17 protein-coding genes are annotated in these 21,046 nt (G+C 61.9%); 9 read left to right on the forward strand and 8 right to left on the reverse strand.

Translation table 11 applies throughout. The annotated features are described in order from the left end of the window. Positions 1–77: 77 nt before the first annotated feature. Both BLP99_RS12935 and BLP99_RS12940 read right to left on the reverse strand, forming a co-directional pair. Positions 78–1,076: a phosphate ABC transporter substrate-binding protein PstS gene (locus BLP99_RS12935; protein WP_072397249.1), complete on the reverse strand. Its 999-nt coding sequence runs from the start codon at positions 1,074–1,076 to the stop codon at positions 78–80. 157 nt (positions 1,077–1,233) lie between these two features. Then, positions 1,234–2,532 carry an MFS transporter gene (locus BLP99_RS12940; protein WP_072397261.1) on the reverse strand — a complete coding sequence of 433 codons (1,299 nt, stop codon included), beginning with the start codon at positions 2,530–2,532 and terminating at the stop codon, positions 1,234–1,236. 470 nt (positions 2,533–3,002) lie between these two features. On the opposite strand from BLP99_RS12940, the gene BLP99_RS12945 reads away from it, so the two are divergent. Beyond that, complete coding sequence (locus BLP99_RS12945) at positions 3,003–3,407, forward strand: acyl-CoA thioesterase (protein WP_024777863.1); 405 nt, start codon at positions 3,003–3,005, stop codon at positions 3,405–3,407. 57 nt (positions 3,408–3,464) lie between these two features. After that, on the forward strand, positions 3,465–4,364 hold the full coding sequence (locus BLP99_RS12950) for a D-hexose-6-phosphate mutarotase (RefSeq protein WP_072397582.1): 900 nt from the start codon (positions 3,465–3,467) through the stop codon (positions 4,362–4,364). Between the two features lie 73 nt (positions 4,365–4,437). On the opposite strand, the gene BLP99_RS12955 is transcribed toward BLP99_RS12950, so the two are convergent. The 5 genes from BLP99_RS12955 to BLP99_RS12975 form a co-directional block, all read right to left on the reverse strand. Beyond that, on the reverse strand, positions 4,438–4,974 hold the full coding sequence (locus tag BLP99_RS12955; RefSeq protein ID WP_072459030.1) for a DUF3299 domain-containing protein: 537 nt from the start codon (positions 4,972–4,974) through the stop codon (positions 4,438–4,440). Positions 4,975–5,061: 87 nt separating this feature from the next. Further along, positions 5,062–5,307 carry a GlsB/YeaQ/YmgE family stress response membrane protein gene (locus BLP99_RS12960; RefSeq protein WP_039593587.1) on the reverse strand — a complete coding sequence of 82 codons (246 nt, stop codon included), beginning with the start codon at positions 5,305–5,307 and terminating at the stop codon, positions 5,062–5,064. A gap of 100 nt (positions 5,308–5,407) precedes the next feature. Continuing rightward, positions 5,408–6,493, reverse strand: a complete 1,086-nt coding sequence (locus BLP99_RS12965) for a 5-(carboxyamino)imidazole ribonucleotide synthase (protein WP_072397265.1) — start codon at positions 6,491–6,493, stop codon at positions 5,408–5,410. A gap of 12 nt (positions 6,494–6,505) precedes the next feature. Continuing rightward, the gene (gene purE, locus BLP99_RS12970; protein ID WP_003196369.1) at positions 6,506–6,997 is read right to left on the reverse strand and encodes a 5-(carboxyamino)imidazole ribonucleotide mutase; all 492 of its coding nucleotides are present in this window, start codon (positions 6,995–6,997) and stop codon (positions 6,506–6,508) included. Positions 6,998–7,330: 333 nt separating this feature from the next. Next, positions 7,331–8,248, reverse strand: a complete 918-nt coding sequence (locus BLP99_RS12975) for a LysR substrate-binding domain-containing protein (RefSeq protein WP_072397267.1) — start codon at positions 8,246–8,248, stop codon at positions 7,331–7,333. Positions 8,249–8,452: 204 nt separating this feature from the next. Between BLP99_RS12975 and aspA the strand changes: the two genes are divergently transcribed. From aspA to BLP99_RS12990, 3 genes are all read left to right on the forward strand, one after another. Next, complete coding sequence (aspA, locus tag BLP99_RS12980; RefSeq protein ID WP_072397269.1) at positions 8,453–9,877, forward strand: aspartate ammonia-lyase; 1,425 nt, start codon at positions 8,453–8,455, stop codon at positions 9,875–9,877. A 445-nt stretch (positions 9,878–10,322) separates the two neighbouring features. Beyond that, a complete protein-coding gene (locus BLP99_RS12985; RefSeq protein ID WP_092180462.1) occupies positions 10,323–11,768 on the forward strand; it encodes an alanine/glycine:cation symporter family protein in 1,446 nt (481 codons plus the stop codon). A 132-nt stretch (positions 11,769–11,900) separates the two neighbouring features. Beyond that, positions 11,901–12,905, forward strand: coding sequence for an asparaginase (locus tag BLP99_RS12990; RefSeq protein WP_092180464.1), 1,005 nt, complete (start codon positions 11,901–11,903; stop codon positions 12,903–12,905). Positions 12,906–12,950: 45 nt separating this feature from the next. On the opposite strand, the gene BLP99_RS12995 is transcribed toward BLP99_RS12990, so the two are convergent. Further along, positions 12,951–16,376 carry a dermonecrotic toxin domain-containing protein gene (locus BLP99_RS12995; RefSeq protein WP_143007949.1) on the reverse strand — a complete coding sequence of 1,142 codons (3,426 nt, stop codon included), beginning with the start codon at positions 16,374–16,376 and terminating at the stop codon, positions 12,951–12,953. Between the two features lie 176 nt (positions 16,377–16,552). Between BLP99_RS12995 and BLP99_RS13000 the strand changes: the two genes are divergently transcribed. The 4 genes from BLP99_RS13000 (at position 16,553) to BLP99_RS13015 (ending at position 20,935) form a co-directional block, all read left to right on the forward strand. After that, the gene (locus tag BLP99_RS13000) at positions 16,553–17,545 is read left to right on the forward strand and encodes an AraC family transcriptional regulator (RefSeq protein ID WP_092180468.1); all 993 of its coding nucleotides are present in this window, start codon (positions 16,553–16,555) and stop codon (positions 17,543–17,545) included. Between the two features lie 538 nt (positions 17,546–18,083). Beyond that, on the forward strand, positions 18,084–18,443 hold the full coding sequence (locus BLP99_RS13005) for a DUF6124 family protein (protein WP_072397282.1): 360 nt from the start codon (positions 18,084–18,086) through the stop codon (positions 18,441–18,443). A 348-nt stretch (positions 18,444–18,791) separates the two neighbouring features. Further along, positions 18,792–19,823 carry a histone deacetylase family protein gene (locus BLP99_RS13010; protein ID WP_072431363.1) on the forward strand — a complete coding sequence of 344 codons (1,032 nt, stop codon included), beginning with the start codon at positions 18,792–18,794 and terminating at the stop codon, positions 19,821–19,823. Between the two features lie 11 nt (positions 19,824–19,834). Beyond that, complete coding sequence (locus tag BLP99_RS13015) at positions 19,835–20,935, forward strand: polyamine ABC transporter substrate-binding protein (RefSeq protein WP_072397285.1); 1,101 nt, start codon at positions 19,835–19,837, stop codon at positions 20,933–20,935. Positions 20,936–21,046: the final 111 nt, after the last annotated feature.

Raw genomic sequence — 21,046 nt, forward strand, 5'->3', positions numbered from 1 at the left:
TCGACGTCGAATGCACCGGCCTCTTCGCGAGCAGGCCCGCTTCCACAAAAGCCCGGGCGCCGGCCCGGGCTCAGGGCTTACTTCTTGGCGACGTTGCCGCCTTCCGACAGACCCAGGTCAGCCAGGGCCTTGGCGGCTACCTTGGCTGGCAGTGGGATGTAGCCATCCTTGACCACGACTTCCTGGCCTTGCTTGGACAGGATCAGCTTCACGAACTCGGCTTCCAGGGGAGCCAGAGGCTTGTTCGGAGCCTTGTTGACATACACGTAGAGGAAACGCGACAGCGGGTACTTGCCGTTCAGGGCGTTCTCTTCGGTGTCCTCGACGAACTCAGTGCTGCCTTTCTTGGCCAGGGCCACGGTCTTCACGCTGGCGGTCTTGTAGCCGATGCCCGAGTAGCCCACGCCGTTGAGCGAAGAGCTGATGGACTGCACGACCGAAGCCGAACCTGGTTGCTCGTTGACGTTTGGCTTGTAGTCGCCTTTGCACAGGGCTTCTTCCTTGAAGTAGCCGTAGGTGCCGGATACCGAGTTACGACCGAACAGTTGGACCGGCTTGTTGGCCAGGTCACCGGTCACGCCCAGGTCACCCCAGGTCTTGACGTCGGTCTTGCCGCCGCACAGACGAGTGGAGGAGAAGATCGCGTCGACCTGCTCCATGGTCAGGTGCTGGATCGGGTTGTCCTTGTGCACGAATACGGCCAGGGCGTCCACGGCAACCGGGATAGCGGTTGGCTTGTAGCCGTACTTCTGTTCGAAGGCCTGCAGTTCGTTGTCCTTCATCTTGCGGCTCATCGGGCCCAGGTTGGAGGTGCCTTCGGTGAGTGCGGGCGGCGCGGTGGAGGAACCGGCGGCCTGGATCTGGATGTTTACGTTCGGGTATTCTTTCTTGTAGTTCTCGGCCCACAAGGTCATCAGGTTGGCCAGGGTATCGGAGCCGACGCTGGACAGGTTGCCCGACACACCAGTGGTCTTGGTGTAGCTCGGGATCGCAGGGTCAACAGCGGCAACCGCGTTGGCAGTCGCAACGCCAGCAGCGACAAAAGTCATTGCCGCCATCAAACGCTTCAGTTTCATGCCTTACTCCTAGCAGATAGGGTGTGTTAAGTCGGCCAAGTATCTGTAAGCCGTGTGAACACTCTATGGCTGAAATATGACAATTGGATGAAAGGCCAGCATCGAGTTTTACAAGATGTCGTGGCAAGGGGATTTATCTCCTCGCCACAGAACCGGTCTAGCGCCCTTTTTTCCAGAGATAGGCCCCTACCACCATCCCGACGCCACACAGCACCGCCACGTAATAGGCCGGTCCCATCGGGCTTTCCTTGAGCAGCAGGCTGACGATCATTGGCGTCAGGCCGCCGAAAATCGCGTAGGCAACGTTGTAGGAGAACGACAGGCCGCTGAAGCGCACCACCGGCGGAAAGGCCTTGACCATGACATAGGGAACCGCGCCGATGGTGCCCACCAGAAGACCGGTGAGGGCATACATCGGGAACAGCCACTGCGGATGCTCGGCCAGGTTGTGGTAGAAGGTCCAGCTACTGGCCAGCAATGCGGCGCAGCCGAACACGAAGACACGTCCCGCGCCGAAGCGGTCGGCCAGCACACCGGCCAGGATGCAGCCGATGCTCAGCATCACGATCGCCAGGCTGTTGGACTGCAGGGCGGTGGTCGGCTGGAAGTGATAGACCGTCTGCAGGACCGTCGGGGTCATCAGGATCAGCACCACGATGGCGGCGGACAACAACCAGGTCAGCAGCATGGAAACGATGATGGCGCCTCGATGGTCACGCAGCACTGCGCGCAACGGCACTTCTTCGGCCAATGCCTTGCGCAGCTGCAGCTCCGCGAATACCGGAGTCTCGTGCAGCCACTGGCGCAGGTACACCGAGAAAAGACCGAACACGCCGCCCAGCAGGAACGGAATCCGCCAGGCGAACTCCGCCACTTCCACGGGCGTATAAAGGCTGTTGATGGCGGTGGCCACCAGCGACCCCAGCAGGATCCCCGCCGTCAGGCCGGAAGTGAGGGTGCCGCAGGCATAACCGATGTGGCGCGCCGGAACGTGTTCGGAAACGAATACCCAAGCCCCCGGCACTTCGCCACCGATGGCCGCCCCTTGGATCACCCGCATAAGCAACAGCAGGATCGGCGCCCACATGCCGATCTGCGCATAAGTGGGTAACAGACCCATGATCAGGGTAGGCACCGCCATCATGAAGATGCTCAAGGTGAACATCTTCTTGCGTCCCAGCAGGTCGCCGAAGTGAGCCATGATGATCCCGCCCAGCGGACGGGCCAGGTAACCGGCGGCAAAAATGCCGAACGTCTGCATCAGGCGCAGCCACTCGGGCATTTCGGCGGGAAAGAACAATTTCCCGACCACGGTGGCGAAGAACACGAAAATGATGAAATCGTAGAACTCCAGCGCGCCGCCCAGGGCCGATAGCGACAGGGTCTTGTAATCATTGCGGGTCAGCGGACGGGCGGGTTGCGCGGGTGTTGCCGTGCTCGAAGGCGCAGTGGTCATGGGAGGGGCTTCTCTTATAGTCGTTTCCGCAACCCACCGATACGGGTTGGGGCAAGGTTTGGCACGATAGCAAATTGTTCGAAAAAGCACATGGAGACGTGCCCTTGGGCATCGAAAATCGGAGCCGGGTGTCCAGTTGCGCAAACGGGCGCCTTGAGAAGCGGCAATGCAGCATGACGGCGAGGGACGCCATCAAAGAAGAACCTTATTGGGGAATGAGGGCACTAGTGGTCGTCTCGACGTCTATCGCCCGATATACTCGCAAGCTTGCGACACTCTGTAAGGGGTTGCTGTGCGAAAACGTCGTTGGTGGGCGCAATGAAAAACCAGCCGGTTTCGCAGAGTATCCCTTTGGCACGCCTTTACGAAAAACGTGACGAACGCAGCATGTTCGGGCTGAATCGTTTTTTACAAAGACGGCTATTCACCTGAAGTACAAGACAGAGTTACGGGTCAGAGGCCCCTTCGGCATGATAGAGCTCGAGCAAGAAGATCCAATCCCGCAAGGCGACCTGGCCCTGCAGATCACCGCACTTCCCCGTGACACCAACGGCTTTGGCGATATTTTCGGCGGCTGGCTGGTGTCCCAGATGGACCTGGCTGGCACGGCAATGGCCAGCCGGGTAGCCGGCGGGCGCGTGGCGACCGTGGCGATCGATCGCATGGCGTTCCTGGTGCCGGTAGCGGTGGGTGCACAACTGTCGTTCTACACCCAGACCCTGGAAATCGGTCGCAGCTCGATCCAGATGATGGTCGAGGTCTGGAGCGACGATCCGCTGTCCAGTGAATGGCGCAAGGTCACCGAGGCCGTGTTCGTGTTCGTCGCCATCGATGGCAGCGGTCGCACCCGTTCGGTTCCGCCCCGCGCCCGTTAAACACGGCGACCGTTTTGCGGTCCATTGCAGTTCCTGTTCCCGAGCGAGATTTGCAGCATGCCTACGCCCAATGTCGAAGCCGTCAAACTGGATGAACTCAATGGATGGCGCATTCGCCACGGCCAGGCCGAGTTGCTGGTGGCCCAGCAAGGCGCGCATATCCTCAGCTATCAAGTGGACGGCCAGCCGCCGCTGATCTGGCTCAACGACCAGGCCACCTTCAAGACCGGCAAGAGCATCCGCGCCGGTGTACCGGTGTGCTGGCCATGGTTCGGCAACCTCACCCGCAACCCCGACAGCGTACAAGCCATGCGCGTGAGCAACGAGCCAGCCACCGCCCACGGCCTGGTGCGGGCTATGGACTGGACATTGAAGGGCATCGAAGCCGAAGGCGACAGCCTGAAGGTGGAGTTCGTGCTGCCTTATCCTGAGAATGGCCTGTCGGGCTGGCCCCATCAGGTGGACCTGACGCTGGCCATCGTGATGGACACGCAGTTGCACATCAGCCTCACCAGCCATAACCGTGGCAGCGAGACCGTCAGCCTCAGCCAGGCGCTGCACAGCTATTTCGCCGTCAGCGATGTCCGCAACGTGCATGTCCAAGGGGTCGATGGCCTGAGTTACATCGAGACCCTGGACGACTGGAACACAGCGACCCAGGCCGGTGACCTGCATTTTTCCGGCGAGACGGATCGCATCTATCTCGATACCCCGCCGACGCTGAGCATCGTGGACCCGCACTGGGCACGACGGATCGAACTGACCAGCAGCGGTTCGCGTTCGGCGGTGATCTGGAACCCCTGGACCGAACGCGCCAAGGCCTTCAGCGACATGGCCGACGATGGCTGGCAGCGCATGCTGTGCATCGAAACGGCGAATGTGATGGACGATGTGGTGACCTTGCTGCCAGAGGCCAGCCATACCCTTGGCGTGAGCATCTGCAGCAAGCCGCTCTAAGCCACGCCACAAAAACCACAGTGGGAGCGAGCCTGCTCGCTCCCGCATGGTTTTGGGTCAGCCGAGCAGTCGGTTACAGATCCGCGTCCTGCACTACCCTCACCTTCTCCGCGTCCAGCGCATACGCCGCGCTCGCCAGGTCGTTGTCGACCTTTTCGATCTTCAGCGTGCCGGTCACCCATAACGGGGTGTAGATGTCATCCAGCTTCAGGCCCTTGGGGTAACGCACCAGTACCAACTGGTTGGGCGGCGGTGGCGGAACGTGGATGCAGGCGCCAGGGTATGGCACCAGGAAAAACAGCGTGCTGTGACCCTTGGCATCGGTTTCCAAGGGTACCGGATAACCGCCGATGCGGATGTGCTTGTCGTTCATCGACGCCACGGTCTTGGTCGAATACATCACCGCCGGCAAGCCCTTGCTCTGTTTCAGGCCGCCTTTCTGAGTGAAGGTGCCATCGGCTTCCGGGGAGTTGTGGTCGATCTCGGGCATGGCCTCGAGGGCTTTCTGGTCCGACTTGGGCATCAGCTCGAGCCAGTCGGTTTCCGGCAGTTCGGCTGCATGGGCCAAGGCACTGCCCAGCAAAAGAAGGGTCAACACTAGACGGCGCATGAAAGGGCTCGGCAAAGAGTGAAAGGTAGGACGCCGGGCATTCTAGCCCTCTCTACGCGCCGTAGAGAGGGCCTTGACGCATTTGATTCAGTTTCTTTTGATCAGGCCGTAGATCACCAGCAATACGACCGCGCCCACCAGGGCACCGATGAAGCCGGCACCTTCGCCCGCCTGGTAGATGCCCAGGGCCTGGCCGCCATAGGTGGCTGCCAACGAACCGCCAATACCGAGCAGAATGGTCATGATCCAGCCCATGCTGTCATCACCCGGTTTCAGGAAGCGCGCCAGCAGGCCAACGATCAAGCCGATAAAGATGGTTCCGATGATTCCCATGGCATTTCCTCTTGAGTAGGACTCATGCCAAAGCCTAGTCAGGCTTTGGCACCTTGCCATGAGAGAATCCTGCCGACGAATGGTTCCAAAATGTTGCGGATCAATGCTCGGCGATCAGCGTCTCGACCTTGATGATCTGCTGGGCCAGCGTGGCCCGATCGGCACACCGCAGGTTGGCGTGGCCGACCTTGCGTCCGGCCTTGAACGCCTTGCCGTAGTGATGCAGATGGCAGTCGGCGATTGCCAGGACTTTCTCGGTGTCCGGCACCTTGCCGATGAAGTTGAGCATCGCGCTTTCGCCGACCTTGGCGGTCGAACCCAGGGGCAGCCCGGCCACCGCCCTGAGGTGGTTTTCGAACTGGCTGCACTCGGCGCCCTCGGTGGTCCAGTGCCCGGAGTTGTGCACCCGAGGGGCGATCTCGTTGGCCTTGAGGCCGCCGTCCACTTCAAAGAACTCGAACGCCATCACGCCGACGTAATCGAGCTGCTTGAGCACCCGGCTGGAGTAGTCCTCGGCCAGTGCCTGCAGCGGGTGGTCGGTGCTGGCGACGGACAGCTTGAGGATGCCGTCCTTGTGGGTGTTGTGCACCAGCGGATAGAAACGGATCTCACCGTCGCGGGCACGCACGGCGATCAGCGAGACTTCCCCGGTAAATGGTACGAAGCCTTCCAGCAGGCAGCCCACGCTGCCCAGCTCGGCGAATGTACCGGCCACGTCTTCGGGCGTGCGCAGGACTTTCTGGCCCTTGCCGTCGTAGCCCAGGGTGCGGGTCTTGAGCACGGCCGGCAGGCCGATGGACGCGACGGCGGCGTCCAGGTCGGCCTGGGACTGAATGTCGGCGAAGGCCGGGGTGGGAATGCCCAGGTCCTTGAACATGTTCTTTTCGAACCAGCGGTCTCGCGCGATGCGCAAGGCCTCGGCGCTCGGGTAGACCGGAACGAACTGGGACAGGAAGGCAACGGTCTCGGCCGGGACGCTTTCGAATTCGAAGGTCACCAGATCGACTTCATCGGCCAGTTGGCGAAGGTGGTCCTGGTCGCCGTAGTCAGCCCGCAGATGCTCGCCCAGGGCACTGGCACAAGCGTCCGGGGCCGGGTCCAGGAAAGCGAAGTTCATCCCCAGCGGCGTACCCGCCAGGGCCAACATGCGGCCCAACTGGCCGCCACCGATTACACCGATCTTCATTCGTCAACCACCTCAGGCAATGCGTGGGTCCGGATTGTCCAGGACGCTGTCTGTCTGTTCAGCGCGGAATTTCTTCAATACGGTATGAAATTGTGGGTGCTTGGCGCCCAGGATGCTCGCCGAGAGCAGGGCCGCGTTGATCGCGCCAGCCTTGCCGATGGCCAGGGTCGCGACCGGAATGCCGGCCGGCATCTGCACGATGGACAGCAGCGAATCGACTCCCGAGAGCATCGACGACTGTACCGGCACGCCCAGCACCGGCAGGTGCGTCTTGGCCGCACACATGCCCGGCAGGTGGGCCGCGCCACCGGCACCGGCGATGATCACCTCGATGCCACGCGCCTCGGCCTCTTCGGCGTACTGGAACAGCAGATCCGGGGTGCGGTGGGCGGAAACCACTTTCACCTCATAGGGGATGCCGAGCTTTTCCAGCATATCGGCGGTGTGGCTAAGGGTGGACCAATCGGACTTGGAGCCCATGATCACGCCAACCAGTGCACTCATCGTCGTGCCTCTTCTCTCTGGGCGCCCGCGGGCGCGTCAAAAAACAACAAGCCACGCGGGAAACCAGCGTGGCTTGTTGTACGAATTATGGCCGGGCGAACCGACCGAAGGCCGGGCAGTATACCGAAAACGGTGCGTTAAACGCACCTTCGCCGACCATCTGTCATTTGGGCTGAAGCGGCGGCTTTATTGACTCGCAGGTCAGCGAGGGAACAGCCCGCATCCCTGTGGGAGCGAGCTTGATCGCGATAGCGGTGTGTCAGTCGCCATCAATGCTGCAGAGCCAACGCCATTGCGAGCAAGCTCGCTCCCACAAGGGGTTGCGTGTTGTTTTCAGGATCCGATGGCACCCTGGGCCACGCCCCCCTCGAGCTTGCGCCAGAGCAGTCGTACATTGGCCTTGCGCACCAGGGCGCAGCGATACAGGCGGATCTCCAGCGGTACATGCCATTGGGTACCGCCGCAGATCACCAGTTCACCTCGGGCCAGCTCGGCGCGCACGCTCAGTTGCGGCACCCAGGCGATGCCCAGGCCTTCCAGGGCCATGCTCTTGAGGCTGTCGGCCATGGCCGTTTCGTAGACCGTGGTGAAACGCAGCGCCCGCTGGCGCAGCAACTGGTTCACCGAGCGTCCGAGGAACGCCCCGGCGCTGTAGGCCAGCAACGGCACGCTGGCCTCGCCTTCGAGATCGAACAGCGGCCTGCCATCGGCATCGGCGGCGCATACCGGCAGCATTTCGGTCTGGCCCAGGTGCAGTGACGGGAAGATCTCCGGATCCATCTGCATGGCCGAATCCGGGTCATAGAAGGCCAGCATCAAATCGCAGCCGCCTTCGCGCAGGGCATGGACGGCATCGCCCACGTTGGTGGCCACCAGCCGGGTGGCGATGTTCATGCCTTCATTGCGCAGTTGGGCGATCCAGCGTGGGAAAAAGCCCAGGGCCAGGGAATGCGCGGCCGCCACCTGTATCACCTCGCCCTGTCCACCCTCCAGGTGATGCAGGTGACGCAGCACCTCGCCCAGTTGCTCCACCACGGTGCGTGCCGTCACCAGGAACAACTGCCCCGCCGCCGTCAGTTCCACCGGCGTGCGGGAGCGGTTGACCAGCGTCAGCCCCAGCGCCGCCTCAAGGCTGCGGATGCGTCGGCTGAAAGCCGGTTGCGTCACGAAGCGGCGCTCGGCCGCCTGGGAGAAACTGCGAGTGGCGGCCAGGGCACTGAAGTCCTCGAGCCATTTGCTTTCAAGATTCATCACGTTCTCCCTGCACATGCCCAACGCATGCACGACACACGCACCAAAACAGGTCACACGTTCGCCGTTCGCCCGGCGTCACATGTGCATTATGCCGAATATGCATAGGGCAGTGTTTAACAGCATTGGCCCTTATTTTCCTGAAGGCCTAGGATCCACAGCGTTCCGGCACAGTCCGGGTCCTTATCGAGATGATTTTCCATCATGTCTTCCGCTGCATCATTCCGCACAGAAAAAGATCTGCTTGGCGTACTCGAAGTACCAGCGCAAGCGTATTACGGCATCCAGACCCTGCGAGCGGTGAACAACTTCCGCCTCTCGGGCGTTCCGATCTCGCATTACCCCAAGCTGGTGGTCGGTCTGGCAATGGTCAAGCAGGCCGCCGCCGATGCCAACCGCGAGCTGGGCCAGCTCAGCGAAGCCAAGCATGCAGCCATCAGCGAAGCCTGTGCCCGTCTGATCCGCGGCGATTTCCACGAAGAATTCGTGGTGGACATGATCCAGGGCGGCGCCGGCACGTCGACCAACATGAATGCCAACGAAGTCATCGCCAACATCGCGCTGGAGGCCATGGGTCACCAGAAAGGCGAGTACCAATACCTGCACCCCAACAACGACGTGAACATGGCGCAGTCCACCAACGACGCCTACCCGACCGCGATCCGCCTGGGTCTGCTGCTGGGCCACGATGCGTTGCTGGCCAGCCTCGAAAGCCTGATCCAGGCATTCGCCGCCAAGGGCGAAGAGTTCAGCCACGTCCTGAAAATGGGCCGCACCCAGCTGCAAGACGCCGTGCCGATGACCCTCGGCCAGGAATTCCGCGCCTTCGCCACGACCCTGGGCGAAGACTTGGCGCGTCTGAAAACCCTGGCGCCCGAACTGCTCACCGAAGTGAACCTGGGTGGCACCGCCATCGGCACCGGCATCAACGCCGACCCGCGCTACCAGGCCCTGGCCGTGCAGCGCCTGGCCACTATCAGCGGCCAGCCGCTGGTGCCCGCCGCCGACCTGATCGAAGCCACGTCCGACATGGGGGCCTTCGTGCTGTTCTCCGGCATGCTCAAGCGCACCGCGGTCAAGCTGTCGAAAATCTGCAACGACCTGCGCCTGCTGTCCAGCGGCCCGCGCACCGGCATCAACGAAATCAACCTGCCGGCCCGTCAGCCAGGCAGTTCGATCATGCCCGGCAAGGTCAACCCGGTGATCCCGGAAGCGGTCAACCAGGTGGCATTCCAGATCATCGGCAACGACCTGGCCCTGACCATGGCGGCCGAAGGCGGCCAGCTGCAACTGAACGTGATGGAGCCGCTGATCGCCTTCAAGATCTTCGACTCGATCCGCCTGCTGCAACGGGCCATGGACATGCTGCGCGAACACTGCATCGTCGGCATCACCGCCAACGAAGCGCGCTGCCGTGAACTGGTCGAGCACTCGATCGGCCTGGTCACCGCGCTGAACCCGTACATCGGCTATGAAAACGCCACTCGCATTGCCCGCGTCGCGCTGGAAAGCGGACGCGGCGTGCTGGAACTGGTGCGCGAAGAAGGTCTGCTCGACGACGCCATGCTCGACGACATCCTGCGCCCGGAAAACATGATCGCTCCGCGTCTGGTCCCGCTCAAGGCGTGACAGAGAGCATTGCTCACCAGGTCGAGGGACTAGACACCTCTCACCTTTTGAGGGCTTGGGGAATTTTTTCCCCAAGCCCTTTTTTTGCCATCGCCAGGGAGGGCTTATGCCGAAATTGACAACATCGGGACAGATCTCAGCCTTCGACAGCTCCTTTGATGGGCTGTCGAAGGCTGCGATTCGTACCGATTGCGGCACGACGTTTCGTCGCTTGCACCACAACCGTGCAGACGGGCAAGGCACTGATAGGTATAGTGCCGCCCCTCTTCGCATGAGTGGTCGTCGGTAGCGAGACCTTAAACATGCGAAACCCGAACTAATAACAACCCGCGAATTGGACCGGGACGAAACCTCGCCTCACCTGTCAAGCCGTGCGCCGACGGATGTAACGTGATGTTTCCAAATGGCCAGCATTTGCTTAAACAAAAAACAGCGAGGAATACTCATGCTTGAAGTCATCAACGACTTCCTCTCAGGGAAAGTGCTGATCGTGCTCATCGTCGGGCTCGGCGGCTACTTCACGATCCGCTCGCGTTTCGTCCAGTTCCGTCATTTCTTCCACATGTTCTCGGTGTTCCGTGACAGCCTCAAGAGCAGCACCGACCAGCTCAGTTCCTTCCAGGCCCTGATGCTCAGCCTCGCCGGTCGTGTCGGCGCGGGCAACATCGCCGGTGTCGGCATCGCCGTGACTCTCGGCGGCCCCGGCGCGGTGTTCTGGATGTGGGTGACCGCGCTGGTCGGCATGTCCAGCAGCTTCTTCGAATGCTCCCTCGGCCAGCTCTACAAGCGCTGCGACTCCGAAGGCCAGTACCGTGGCGGCCCGTCCTACTACATCCAGCACGGCCTGCAGAAACGCTGGCTGGGCATGATCATGGCGTTCCTGCTGCTGGTCACCTTCGGCTTTGCCTTCAACGGCCTGCAAGCCCACGCCGTGACCCACTCGCTGAACAACGCCTTCGGTCTCGACACCACCTACACCGGCCTGGGCCTGGCGGTGCTGCTGGGCCTGGTGTTCATCGGCGGGATCAAGCGTATCGCCAAGGTCGCCGACCTGCTGGTGCCTGTGAAGACCCTGGCCTACATCGCCGTGACCATCTACGTGATCGTGCTGCAGTTCGACCATGTACCGGCCATGCTCGTGACCATCGTCAAAAGCGCCTTCGGCCTGGACCAGGCTTTCGGCGGCCTGATCGGCAGCGCCATCGTCATGGGCGTCAAGCGTGGCGTCTTCGCCAACGAAGCGGGCCTGGGCAGTGCGCCTAACGTGGCCGCTGTCGCCTCGGTCGAGCACCCGGTCGCCCAGGGCGTGGTCCAGGCGTTCAGTGTTTTCCTGGACACCTTCGTGATCTGCACCTGCACCGCGCTGCTGATCCTGCTGTCGGGCTTCTACACCCCTGGCTTCGAAGGCGACGGCATTGCCCTGACCCAGAACTCCCTGGCTGCCGTCGTGGGCGACTGGGGCCGGATGTTCATTTCCGTGGCCCTGGCGCTGTTCGTCTTCACCTCGATTCTCTACAACTACTATCTGGGCGAGAACAACCTGCGCTTCATGGTGGGTGAAAACCGCAAGGCCTTGATCGGCTATCGCGCGCTGGTCCTGGTGCTGATCTTCTGGGGTGCCATCGAAAACCTCAGCACCGTGTTTGCCTTCGCCGACATCACCATGACTCTGCTGGCGTTCGTGAACCTGATCGCGCTGTTCATGCTGTTCAAGGTCGGCATGCGCATCCTGCGCGACTACGACGACCAGCGCTCTTGCGGCATCAAGGTACCGGTCTTCGACTCCGCCAGGTTCCCGGACCTGGATCTGGACCGCAAGGCCTGGCCAGCCAACCCGTCTTCGGCTCCCCAGCCTGAAGCAGTGACCGGCGCGACCGCAGCGCAACGCTGATCGGCAGGCTTGTTGCAAAAAACCGGGCGCATCCCCTGCGCCCGGCGTGACACAGCGTAAGGTCGGCGTCATGCTCGACCTTATGTTGGGGCAGCTCGACGAAGCTGCCGCTTTCGTCCTCGGAGAACAACCATGAATTGCTCGACCTACCCTGCCGCCCAGCACGTCATGGTGCTCTATACCGGCGGCACCATCGGCATGCAGGCCAGCGCCCAGGGCCTGGCCCCGGCTTCCGGCTTCGAAGCGCGCATGCGCGATTACCTGCACAGCCAACCCGAACTCGTGATCCCGCAGTGGCGCTTCCGGGAGATGTCGCCTCTGATCGATAGCGCCAACATGACCCCGGCCTACTGGCAGCAACTGCGCGAAGCGGTGGTCGATGCCGTGGATGTACAGGGTTGCGACAGCGTGCTGATCCTGCACGGCACCGATACCCTGGCCTACAGCGCGGCGGCGATGAGTTTCCAACTGCTGGGCCTGCATGCCCGGGTATGTTTCACCGGTTCCATGCTGCCCGCCGGCGTGACCGACAGCGACGCCTGGGAGAACCTCAGCGGCGCGCTGGTCGCCCTCGGCCAGGGCCTGGCCCCGGGCGTGCACCTGTACTTCCACGGGGAGCTGCTGGCACCGACCCGGTGCGCGAAAGTGCGCAGTTTCGGTCGCCATCCGTTCAAGCGCCTGGAGCGCCAGGGCGGCGCAGCGAAAGCCACGTCCCTGCCGGCCGAGCTGAATTACCAGCAGCCAAGACAACTGGCCAATATCGCGGCATTGCCTCTGTTTCCCGGCATCAGCGCCGAGATCCTCGATGGCCTGCTCGGCAGTGGTATCCAGGGTTTGGTATTGGAGTGCTACGGTAGCGGCACCGGGCCAAGCGACAACCCGGCCTTCCTCGCCAGCCTGGAGCGGGCACGGGACAGCGGCGTGGTAGTGGTGGCGGTGACTCAATGCCATGAAGGCGGCGTGGAACTGGACGTGTACGAAGCCGGCAGCCGCTTGCGAGGCGTTGGGGTGCTGTCCGGTGGCGGCATGACCCGCGAGGCGGCGTTCGGCAAGCTGCAAGCGTTGATAGGCGCCGGGCTGGCCGTGGAGGATGTCCGCCGGCTGGTTGAGCTGGACCTATGCGGTGAGCTGAGCTGAGCCCTGCAAACCGCTGAGGCGCGAGTCTCCTCGCGCCTCACACCGCTACACCGAGAGGAACAACGCCTTGGCGGCGGCGCTGCCAATGTCGGCACGCCAGATCCGCTCAACCGCCTGGCCGGCCTTCTGCTGGGCTTTCTGGAACTCAAGCCCCCGCCCGCCCTGCTCGAATGTCTTCAGGTGAGCCTTGGTAAAGGCATCCGCCGCTGCATCCTGTTTCAGATAATGGAAGTGAGCGAACCACAGCACGCGGTTGTTGCGCCTCTCGCGAATCTCGTAGACCTGCAGGAAGTCGTTACCTTTATTGTCTGAAATATCCACCCGGCCACCGGCCTTGCGGATGCTGATCTCCTGTTCCTGTAGCAAGTACTCCACCGCGCCAACGTTGGGCAGCTTCGCCTTGGTCATCATGATGCGGGTGGTTCGCCCCAACTCCCGCAGACGCCTGGCACCGGCCCTCAGCTCCTCGATCAACATTCGCGGAGCCTGGTCACCCAGCGCTTGCGTCAACTGCTCGATCTCCTCGGCACAGCGGTCGAACCCGGTTGCCTTGCCTACGATGAGATCCTCTACGTCGATAGGCGGACGCTCACTTCTGGACAACCAACCGACGTCAGACATTTGTTGATCAAGTGTGCCCAGCAGATCGCGCCCTTTCTTCTCCAGGCTCTTGAGTTTCTTTGCGGCACGGATACTCAGCCCACCCGCACCACCGAGCAATCGCGGGCGGAGTCCCAGGCGCCAGCGACCCTGCCCGTCATGTTCAAGCCAGGGACCGGTCCGCGCCGGATGGGCGGCGTCGATGATCACCACCCCCTCAAGCCGGCGTGACACTCGATACCATCTGCCTTCGACCTGGGCAAACCACAGGCTGCCCCGTTGATAGAGCCCCTGGTATTCACCCGAAACCACCAGGCCTTGCGACGTAGAAGGAGACGCCAGTTGGAAAGTATCGAGGCGGGCCAGCTCAGGGGCGGAAAAATGGGTACGAGGGCTCGACCAGCCATAGACCAGCCGCGCTTTCGCCCCGTAAGGGCTAGCGGACGCAGCTAACGCCGGCTCTTTGATGATCGCATTGCCAGGCAAGGCAACCGGAGCCTCATGCTCGATCCTCGCCCGCGACTCCAGTCGGCTGATCGCTCCCAGGCGCGCCCCTCCCTGTACCAGCACCAACGCCAGGCCCATCAACGCCGCGGCCAAGGCTTCCGCGCTGTCTTGCACCCCCTCGCTGTCAATGAACTCATCAAGCTGCTCCGTGAGCTGGGCCAGCAAACCGATCATCATTACCGGACCATCCAGCAGCGGCAGCAACAGGTTGAACGCTACCCAGCCAAACTGCATGAACCTGTCCCAGCGCGTCTGCGAGTCGGACACCGAAGCCCGTTTGGCCTGTTCGATCAAGGCCCGGGCACAGGCTTTGTACAACGCACCGACGATATCGCCTTGTAACGGCTCGCGGCCGAGCAATGCAGGTTCCGGAGACCGGGGAGCGGTGGCATCCGAAAGCAGCACCCGGCCGATGTGCGGCTCCTGGAAACCACCATTGGCATAGACCCGACGGGCAGAAGGTTCAAGCCCGGCAAGTACGCTGTCCTGTAACGCTCCGGCCTGCTTGATGGCATCGAAAAGAGCGGCTCGCGAGGCAAATTCCATCAGGGGCGTTGACGAAGCAGGCCTGTAAAGCACATGAGGGCCCAGGCTGGCATCCTCGGGGCCGATCACAAACATGTCGGCGACCACATTGGGCGTTGCCTGGGCATCGGTCAGGAAAGCCAGGGGCCTGATGACCGGTTCATACCCGGCAGCGAAACCGGCCGACAGAGTCGGCCGCAACACCGCCACGACAAAGCGATAAGCCATATCGGTAAGGTTCTTTTTGATCTTCAGTTCCAATGCCTGCAATGGCAGCAGGATGGCGAGGCGATCAGCGAAACGTTGCTGCCTGCGGGCCACATCCAGGGGATCGTTCAGTAACTTGCGCTGCAGCAGTTCGGGATAGTGCTGGCCGATGTCGGCTCGCGAGGTCAGGTCCCGCAGATATTCATAGGTCATCCAGGCGGGTGGTTCGCCCCCTCGGTAAGTGATCTTCGATGGGCTCCAGGGAAAAGCTTCGAGATTTCGGATCGCCATCTCGGGGAAAGTCCGGGTTTGAGTCGCACTGCGAGGGGGAGGAAACGGCGGATCGATGATCTCGAACGGGGAATTGCTCGACCGGGATAACGTCACTTCAATTTCGTTCACCGAGATATCCGTGCGCGAAGGGTCATCCTCCAGCATCTTTTCCTTCAAGGCCTGGTCAGCGAACTCAAGGATGTTCGAAATACCCGCCATGAATGACACAGACCTTCGATGCTGCGCCGCCAGCGATGACAACAAACGACCGTAGGCGCCGCGATCCGCCAACGGTGCATTCCTCAGCCAGGATGGAAGCACCTGCTGCAGTTTCGACAGCCTGGCCTCATGCCCCGAGCGAAAGGCCCCCAGCAGCGTGCCGGGACCGGAAACCAGCGCCACTTCGCGTTCAAGACTGGCCGTGTCGGGATAAGCCGAGGGTTTGATCCTGGCGAGCAGTTGCAACTGACGCTCCAGGAGGCAGAGGGTCAAGGCGTCGAAGATGTCCTGCTCGGGGGTGTAGTTTCTCAGCTTCGAATCGTCCGCCCGGCGCGCACCGAACCAGGACGCTTCCATTGCCGCCACCGAGCCGAACACCTCGATCCCGCCCGTCAATGTGTAGAGCAAAGCGATTTCTCGCTCACCCAGACGGCGCGACATGGCCAGCACCAGCACATCCCCCGGATGAGGAACGTTGCTGTCGCCCTCGTAGACAAACGTGACGCAGGCTCGGGTGGTGCCCTGCCCCAGGGCTCGTTGTCGCCGAGCCGGCTCCGGGTAGTCGAGGACGGCCTGGACGGTGGCGAGTTCCTCGCCTACGAGCGCCGAAGCGGCCTGTTGCAACTGCGTCTTGAACAGATCGGACAGTTGTCGCCAGACACTGGGAGCGTCCGTGCTCCAGAAATCCACCAGGTGCTGTTGATAGCCCTCAAGCAGCGTGGAGGCCCCTTCTTCGAGCATTTGCTGGAGTTCATCCAAGGGGACCTTTTCGCCCTGGGGCGTCTCTGCGCCAGGGAATTTCGCAAGAAAGCTGCCCTGGCTGAACGTCCTTGCCCCCACGCCCCTGCAGCGCTCGAGCAACAGGTCGGCCAATCCATGGGTGTTGTACCCGACCTTGTGCGGTTGCCCGCCGTCCATGCGCCATTGAGGTTCAAGGATCACGGCGGTTGCGGCGGCTGGCGCCAACGTTGGGTAACGTTCATCGAGGAGCGCTTGCAGCGTCGTCCGTGCGACGTCCGTCAGCGACGGGCGTGACGCGAACAGCAGGTGCACGTTCAGGGCCCATGAGGTGATCTCATCATCGATTCGCAGGGGGCATGGCGAGCTTGTCATCGAAGGAGTGGGGCTTGAAGTCGACATGGCTTTTTTCCATTGGCAGGCAATGAGTGGAAGTCTTCAGCGCGCCTAAAGAAGCGAACCGCGACCGTTACCTGCGAGCGTAAGCAGCCCGTTGAGGCGTTGTGCGGTATCGGGTTATCGTTTTTCCCGGCATACAACTTGCTCGATATCCAGCCTCCCCAAGGCTGGAAACGAACATGCTTCATTCCCACCTCACTACTCTCAACGCCGTCTCCCTGGTGCTTGATGCCTTCAAGCACGAAGGCCTGCCGAGTGAAGCGTTGCTGGCCGGCAGCGGCATCAGTGCGGCCGACCTGAACCGGGCCGACACGCGCATCACCACCAACCAGGAAATGCAGGTCTGCGCCAACGCCGTGGCCCTCAAGCGCGACATCGGCCTGGACCTGGGCTTGCGCATGCATGTTTCGTCCTACGGCATGCTCGGCTATGCCTTGCTCACCAGTGCCACCTTAGGTGACGCCTTGCGGTTGGCACTGCGCTATCCGGCTCTTTTGGGAACACTGTTCGACCTGGCCCTGGAGGACGATGGCGAGCACATCTGGCTCAGCGCCAGCGATTACCGGGAGAATCCCGCCCTGGCGGCATTCAATGCCGAATTCTGCATGGTCTCGCTGAAGGTCATCTGCAATGACCTGCTTGGCCGCGCATTGCCGCTGCATGCAGCGCGCTTCGAACATCCTGCACCGGAGTACCGGGCACGCTACGTGGCCTACTTCGACTGCCCGGTGCGTTTCGACGCCACCGTCAACGCCTTTGCCTTCGACCGTCATTGGTTGGACCGCCCCCTGCCCCTGGCCGACCCCATCACCCACAACGCCATGGTCGAACGCTGCCGCAAGCAGAACACCGAATTCACCGGACGCCAGGCCTGGCTGGGGCGGATCCGCCAGTTGCTCGCCGTCCAGCTGGACGCCGCCCCAGGCCTGGAACGCCTGGCCGAACAGATGAACTGCTCGGCACGCACCCTGCGCCGGCACCTCAAGGACTGCGGCTGCAGCTACCAGGAACTGCTGGACGAACTGCGCTTCGAACGGGCCAAGCAGATGCTTTGCGAGGATCGCTTGCCCATCTACCGTATCGCCGAACGACTGGGCTTCAGCGAAACAGCCAGCTTCCGTCACGCCTTCGTGCGCTGGAGCGGCGTGGCGCCGAGTCAGTTCAGGCCCTGATCCCCCTACATCGCCTTCATGTACAACATCCCCCTGTGGCGAGGGGACTTATCCCCGTTGGGTACGCAGTCACCCCAAAACAGACTGACGCATTTGTGCGCAGATACCGCACCGGCCGATTTACGACGGCTGCGCCGCAGAGCGGAAGCAAGCTCCCTCGCCACGAATCCCGGGGCAATCCGGAGCCTTGTTTATTCGCCCTCCACCAACGCGTCCACCAAGCTACGAATCCTTGCGCCATTGCCCACAACTACGCCAGAATCCGCCCGCTTGTGCGCCTTGCCCCCGGTCTCTATCGTTTCCCTGCCACTGCCCATCAGTGGTCGGGCTTGGCGGCCCGTTAGACGAAAGGTGCAACGCCCCTCAATATGATTGCGATGCTTCTGGCATTGGCACTCCTGTGTTATGGCGGGTTGCGCAAGGATCCCTTCGGGGATGCCGGGTTCCTTTCGTTCCGGTCCGCCAACCTTGTGTAATCCGTCACCTCAATCTGCTTGGCGGCAGACGGTGATGGTTCCTCAGACGAAAGGAGCACCACATGTTCAAGGTCACCCCCAATCCTCCTGAAACAGCCCGCCCCTCGCCTTCCAGTAAACCGAAAAACAAGAAGCAGGACGAAGCCGCCAAGCGCGCCTTGGATTTCTACCTGCTGCCAAAGCCGGAGAATCGCGAGGCCAGCTCCCAGCCGGGCCAGCTCTTCACCGTCATACAGGACATCGACAGCGAATGCCTGCTTGTCAACCTCAGCGAGACCCTGGCTTCGGCTGATGCGATGATCAGCGACCTGGCTTTCGAACTGGAAGGCTCAAAACGCCACTTCGTTCTTGGTATTCAGCAATTGATCGAACTGAGTTCATTGCTGGCGAACCGAGCGCTGGATAACGTCGACCCACGCTAACCGCGACACCATCCACCTGTGGCGAGGGAGCTTGCTCCCGCTCGACGGCGCTAGCGTCTCAAACCGGTCGATGCGGCGGGGCTGAAAGCATGCGCCAGACTTTTTGAGGCGGTTTCGCTCAAGGCATTTGGAGCGTCCAACGGGAGCAAGCTCCCTCGCCACGTTGCGGACAACCATCGGAGCATCACTCATGCCCCAACCCCGCGCACAACTGCGCCATCAAGGGGCGATTTACGGTCAAACCTTTTGGCCATTTCGATCCCCTTTTGGCCTCTCCTGCCGTTCTCTGAAACGCCGCCCGCCGCAAGACTGTGGTCAACCGATCAGCCCTTTTGCGGAGAACAACAAATGCTGACGATCTACTCGGATGATCACCACTTGCACCATGGCCGCTGCGAGTTGATGGACGGGCAACTGATGCCTTGCTTCGAAATGCCCTCCCGGGCCGATCATGTGCTGGAACGGGTCAAGGCCCGGGCATTGGGCCCGGTGGAGGCGCCAACGGATTTTGGCCTCGCACCGATCCAGCGCATCCACACCGCGGCCTACCTGGAGTTTTTCCGCGGGGCCTGGGATCGCTGGGTCGAGTACAACCGCGAAGGCGATTTGCTGCCCTACACCTGGCCGGCCCGGACCCTGCGCACTGTCATCCCCCGCAGCCTGCATGGCCAGCTGGGCTATTACAGCTTCGACGGCGGTGCGCCGATCACCGCCGGCACCTGGCAAGCGGCCTACAGCGCCGCCCAGGTGGCCCTCACCGCCCAGGCTGAAATCCAGCGCGGCGCCCGCAGTGCCTTTGCTCTGTGCCGCCCGCCGGGGCACCACGCCGCCAGCGATTTGATGGGCGGCTATTGCTACCTCAACAACGCCGCCATCGCCGCCCAGGCGTTCCTCGACCAAGGTCACGAGAAGGTTGCGATCCTCGATGTGGATTACCACCACGGTAATGGCACCCAGTCGATTTTCTATGAGCGCAGCGACGTGTTGTTCGCCTCGATCCACGGCCACCCGGAGGCCGAGTTTCCGTTCTTCCTGGGGTACGCGGATGAACGCGGCGAAGGCGCCGGGAAAGGTTTCAATTTCAACTACCCTCTACCAGCCGGTTCGGGCTGGGACACCTGGAGCGCGGCCCTGGAGCAGGCGTGCGACGAAACCCGGCGCTACGACGCGGATGTCATCGTCGTGTCCCTGGGCGTGGACACTTTCAAGGACGACCCGATTTCCCAGTTCAAGCTCGACAGCCCGGATTACCTGGCGATGGGCAAACGTATCGCCGCGCTCGGCAAGCCGACCCTGTTCGTGATGGAAGGCGGCTATGCGGTGGCTGAGATCGGCATCAATGCCGTGAACGTACTCGAAGGTTTCCAAAGCGCCCAATGAGGAACACAAGCATGAAAAGACTCAAGCGTCTAATGGCCCCGGCCCTGTGCGCCGCGCTGCTTTGCACAACGGCCCAGGCCGAGGAACGAACCCTGCGGGTCTATAACTGGTTCGATTACATCACGCCCAAGGCCCTGGACGACTTCAAGGCGCAGAACAGCCAGATCAAGCTGGTCTACGACATCTTCGATACCAACGAAGCCCTGGAAGCCAAGTTGCTCACCGGCAATTCCGGCTACGACGTGGTGGTGCCGTCCAATGTGTTCCTGGCCAAGCAGATCGAAGCCGGCGTCTTCCAACCCCTGGACCGCAGCAAACTGCCCAACTGGAACCACCTCGATCCCAAGCTGATGAAGTTGATCGAAGCCAACGACCCGGGCAACAAATTCGCCGTGCCCTACATGTACGGCACCATCCTGATCGGCTTCAACCCGGACAAGGTCAAGGCCGCCCTGGGCGACAATGCGCCGGTGGACAGCTGGGACCTGATCTTCAAGGAAGAGAACATCAGCAAGCTCAAGCAGTGCGGCGTGGCGCTGCTGGATTCGCCGTCGGAGATCCTGCCCCTGGCCCTTCAGCACCTGGGCCTGGACCCCAACAGCAAGAAGCCGGCGGACTATGCCAAGGCCGAAGCGCTGATGCTGAAGATCCGCCCCTACATCACCTATTTCCACTCGTCCAAGTACATGGCAGACATCGCCAACGGCGATATCTGCGTGGCGGTGGGCTATTCCGGCAGCTTCTCCCAGGCGGCCAACCGGGCCAAGGAAGCCAAGAATGGTGTGACGGTGGACATGCGCCTGCCCAAGGAAGGCGCGCCGATCTGGTTCGACATGCTCGCCATTCCCAAGGACGCCAAGAACCCGGGCGACGCCTACACCTTCATCAACTACTTGCTGCAACCCCAGGTGATCGCCCCGATCAGCGATTTCGTCGGGTATCCGAACCCGAACAAGGACGCCACGGACAAGGTCGATCCCGCGATCCGCAGCAACCCCAACCTGTACCCGACCGAGACGGCGATGGCTACGCTCTACACCCTGCAACCCTTGCCCAGGGATGCCGAGCGAGCACGGACGCGAACCTGGACACGGATCAAGTCCGGCCAATAGCCCGGCACCTTGTACCCGGCATATACATAGTTACCACCCTCCCTGTCCTGCCCGCTCCTAGCATGCAATCCCCGAAGCATCTGGCTTCGAGGATTGCATGTACCGCGAGAC

The sequence above is a fragment of the Pseudomonas sp. NFACC32-1 genome, from assembly GCF_900101215.1.
Classification (GTDB): Bacteria; Pseudomonadota; Gammaproteobacteria; order Pseudomonadales; family Pseudomonadaceae; genus Aquipseudomonas.

Coding starts and splice junctions, on each gene's coding strand:
- BLP99_RS12935 (WP_072397249.1), bottom strand. CDS start 1,076: ATGAAACTGAAGCGTTTGATGGCGGCAATGACTTTTGTCGCTGCTGGC.
- BLP99_RS13005 (WP_072397282.1), top strand. CDS start 18,084: ATGTTCAAGGTCACCCCCAATCCTCCTGAAACAGCCCGCCCCTCGCCT.
- BLP99_RS12965 (WP_072397265.1), bottom strand. CDS start 6,493: ATGAAGATCGGTGTAATCGGTGGCGGCCAGTTGGGCCGCATGTTGGCC.
- BLP99_RS12985 (WP_092180462.1), top strand. CDS start 10,323: ATGCTTGAAGTCATCAACGACTTCCTCTCAGGGAAAGTGCTGATCGTG.
- BLP99_RS12950 (WP_072397582.1), top strand. CDS start 3,465: ATGCCTACGCCCAATGTCGAAGCCGTCAAACTGGATGAACTCAATGGA.
- BLP99_RS12990 (WP_092180464.1), top strand. CDS start 11,901: ATGAATTGCTCGACCTACCCTGCCGCCCAGCACGTCATGGTGCTCTAT.
- BLP99_RS12975 (WP_072397267.1), bottom strand. CDS start 8,248: ATGAATCTTGAAAGCAAATGGCTCGAGGACTTCAGTGCCCTGGCCGCC.
- BLP99_RS12960 (WP_039593587.1), bottom strand. CDS start 5,307: ATGGGAATCATCGGAACCATCTTTATCGGCTTGATCGTTGGCCTGCTG.
- BLP99_RS13000 (WP_092180468.1), top strand. CDS start 16,553: ATGCTTCATTCCCACCTCACTACTCTCAACGCCGTCTCCCTGGTGCTT.
- BLP99_RS12940 (WP_072397261.1), bottom strand. CDS start 2,532: ATGACCACTGCGCCTTCGAGCACGGCAACACCCGCGCAACCCGCCCGT.
- BLP99_RS13015 (WP_072397285.1), top strand. CDS start 19,835: ATGAAAAGACTCAAGCGTCTAATGGCCCCGGCCCTGTGCGCCGCGCTG.
- aspA (WP_072397269.1), top strand. CDS start 8,453: ATGTCTTCCGCTGCATCATTCCGCACAGAAAAAGATCTGCTTGGCGTA.
- BLP99_RS12945 (WP_024777863.1), top strand. CDS start 3,003: ATGATAGAGCTCGAGCAAGAAGATCCAATCCCGCAAGGCGACCTGGCC.
- BLP99_RS13010 (WP_072431363.1), top strand. CDS start 18,792: ATGCTGACGATCTACTCGGATGATCACCACTTGCACCATGGCCGCTGC.
- BLP99_RS12995 (WP_143007949.1), bottom strand. CDS start 16,376: ATGTCGACTTCAAGCCCCACTCCTTCGATGACAAGCTCGCCATGCCCC.
- BLP99_RS12955 (WP_072459030.1), bottom strand. CDS start 4,974: ATGCGCCGTCTAGTGTTGACCCTTCTTTTGCTGGGCAGTGCCTTGGCC.
- purE (WP_003196369.1), bottom strand. CDS start 6,997: ATGAGTGCACTGGTTGGCGTGATCATGGGCTCCAAGTCCGATTGGTCC.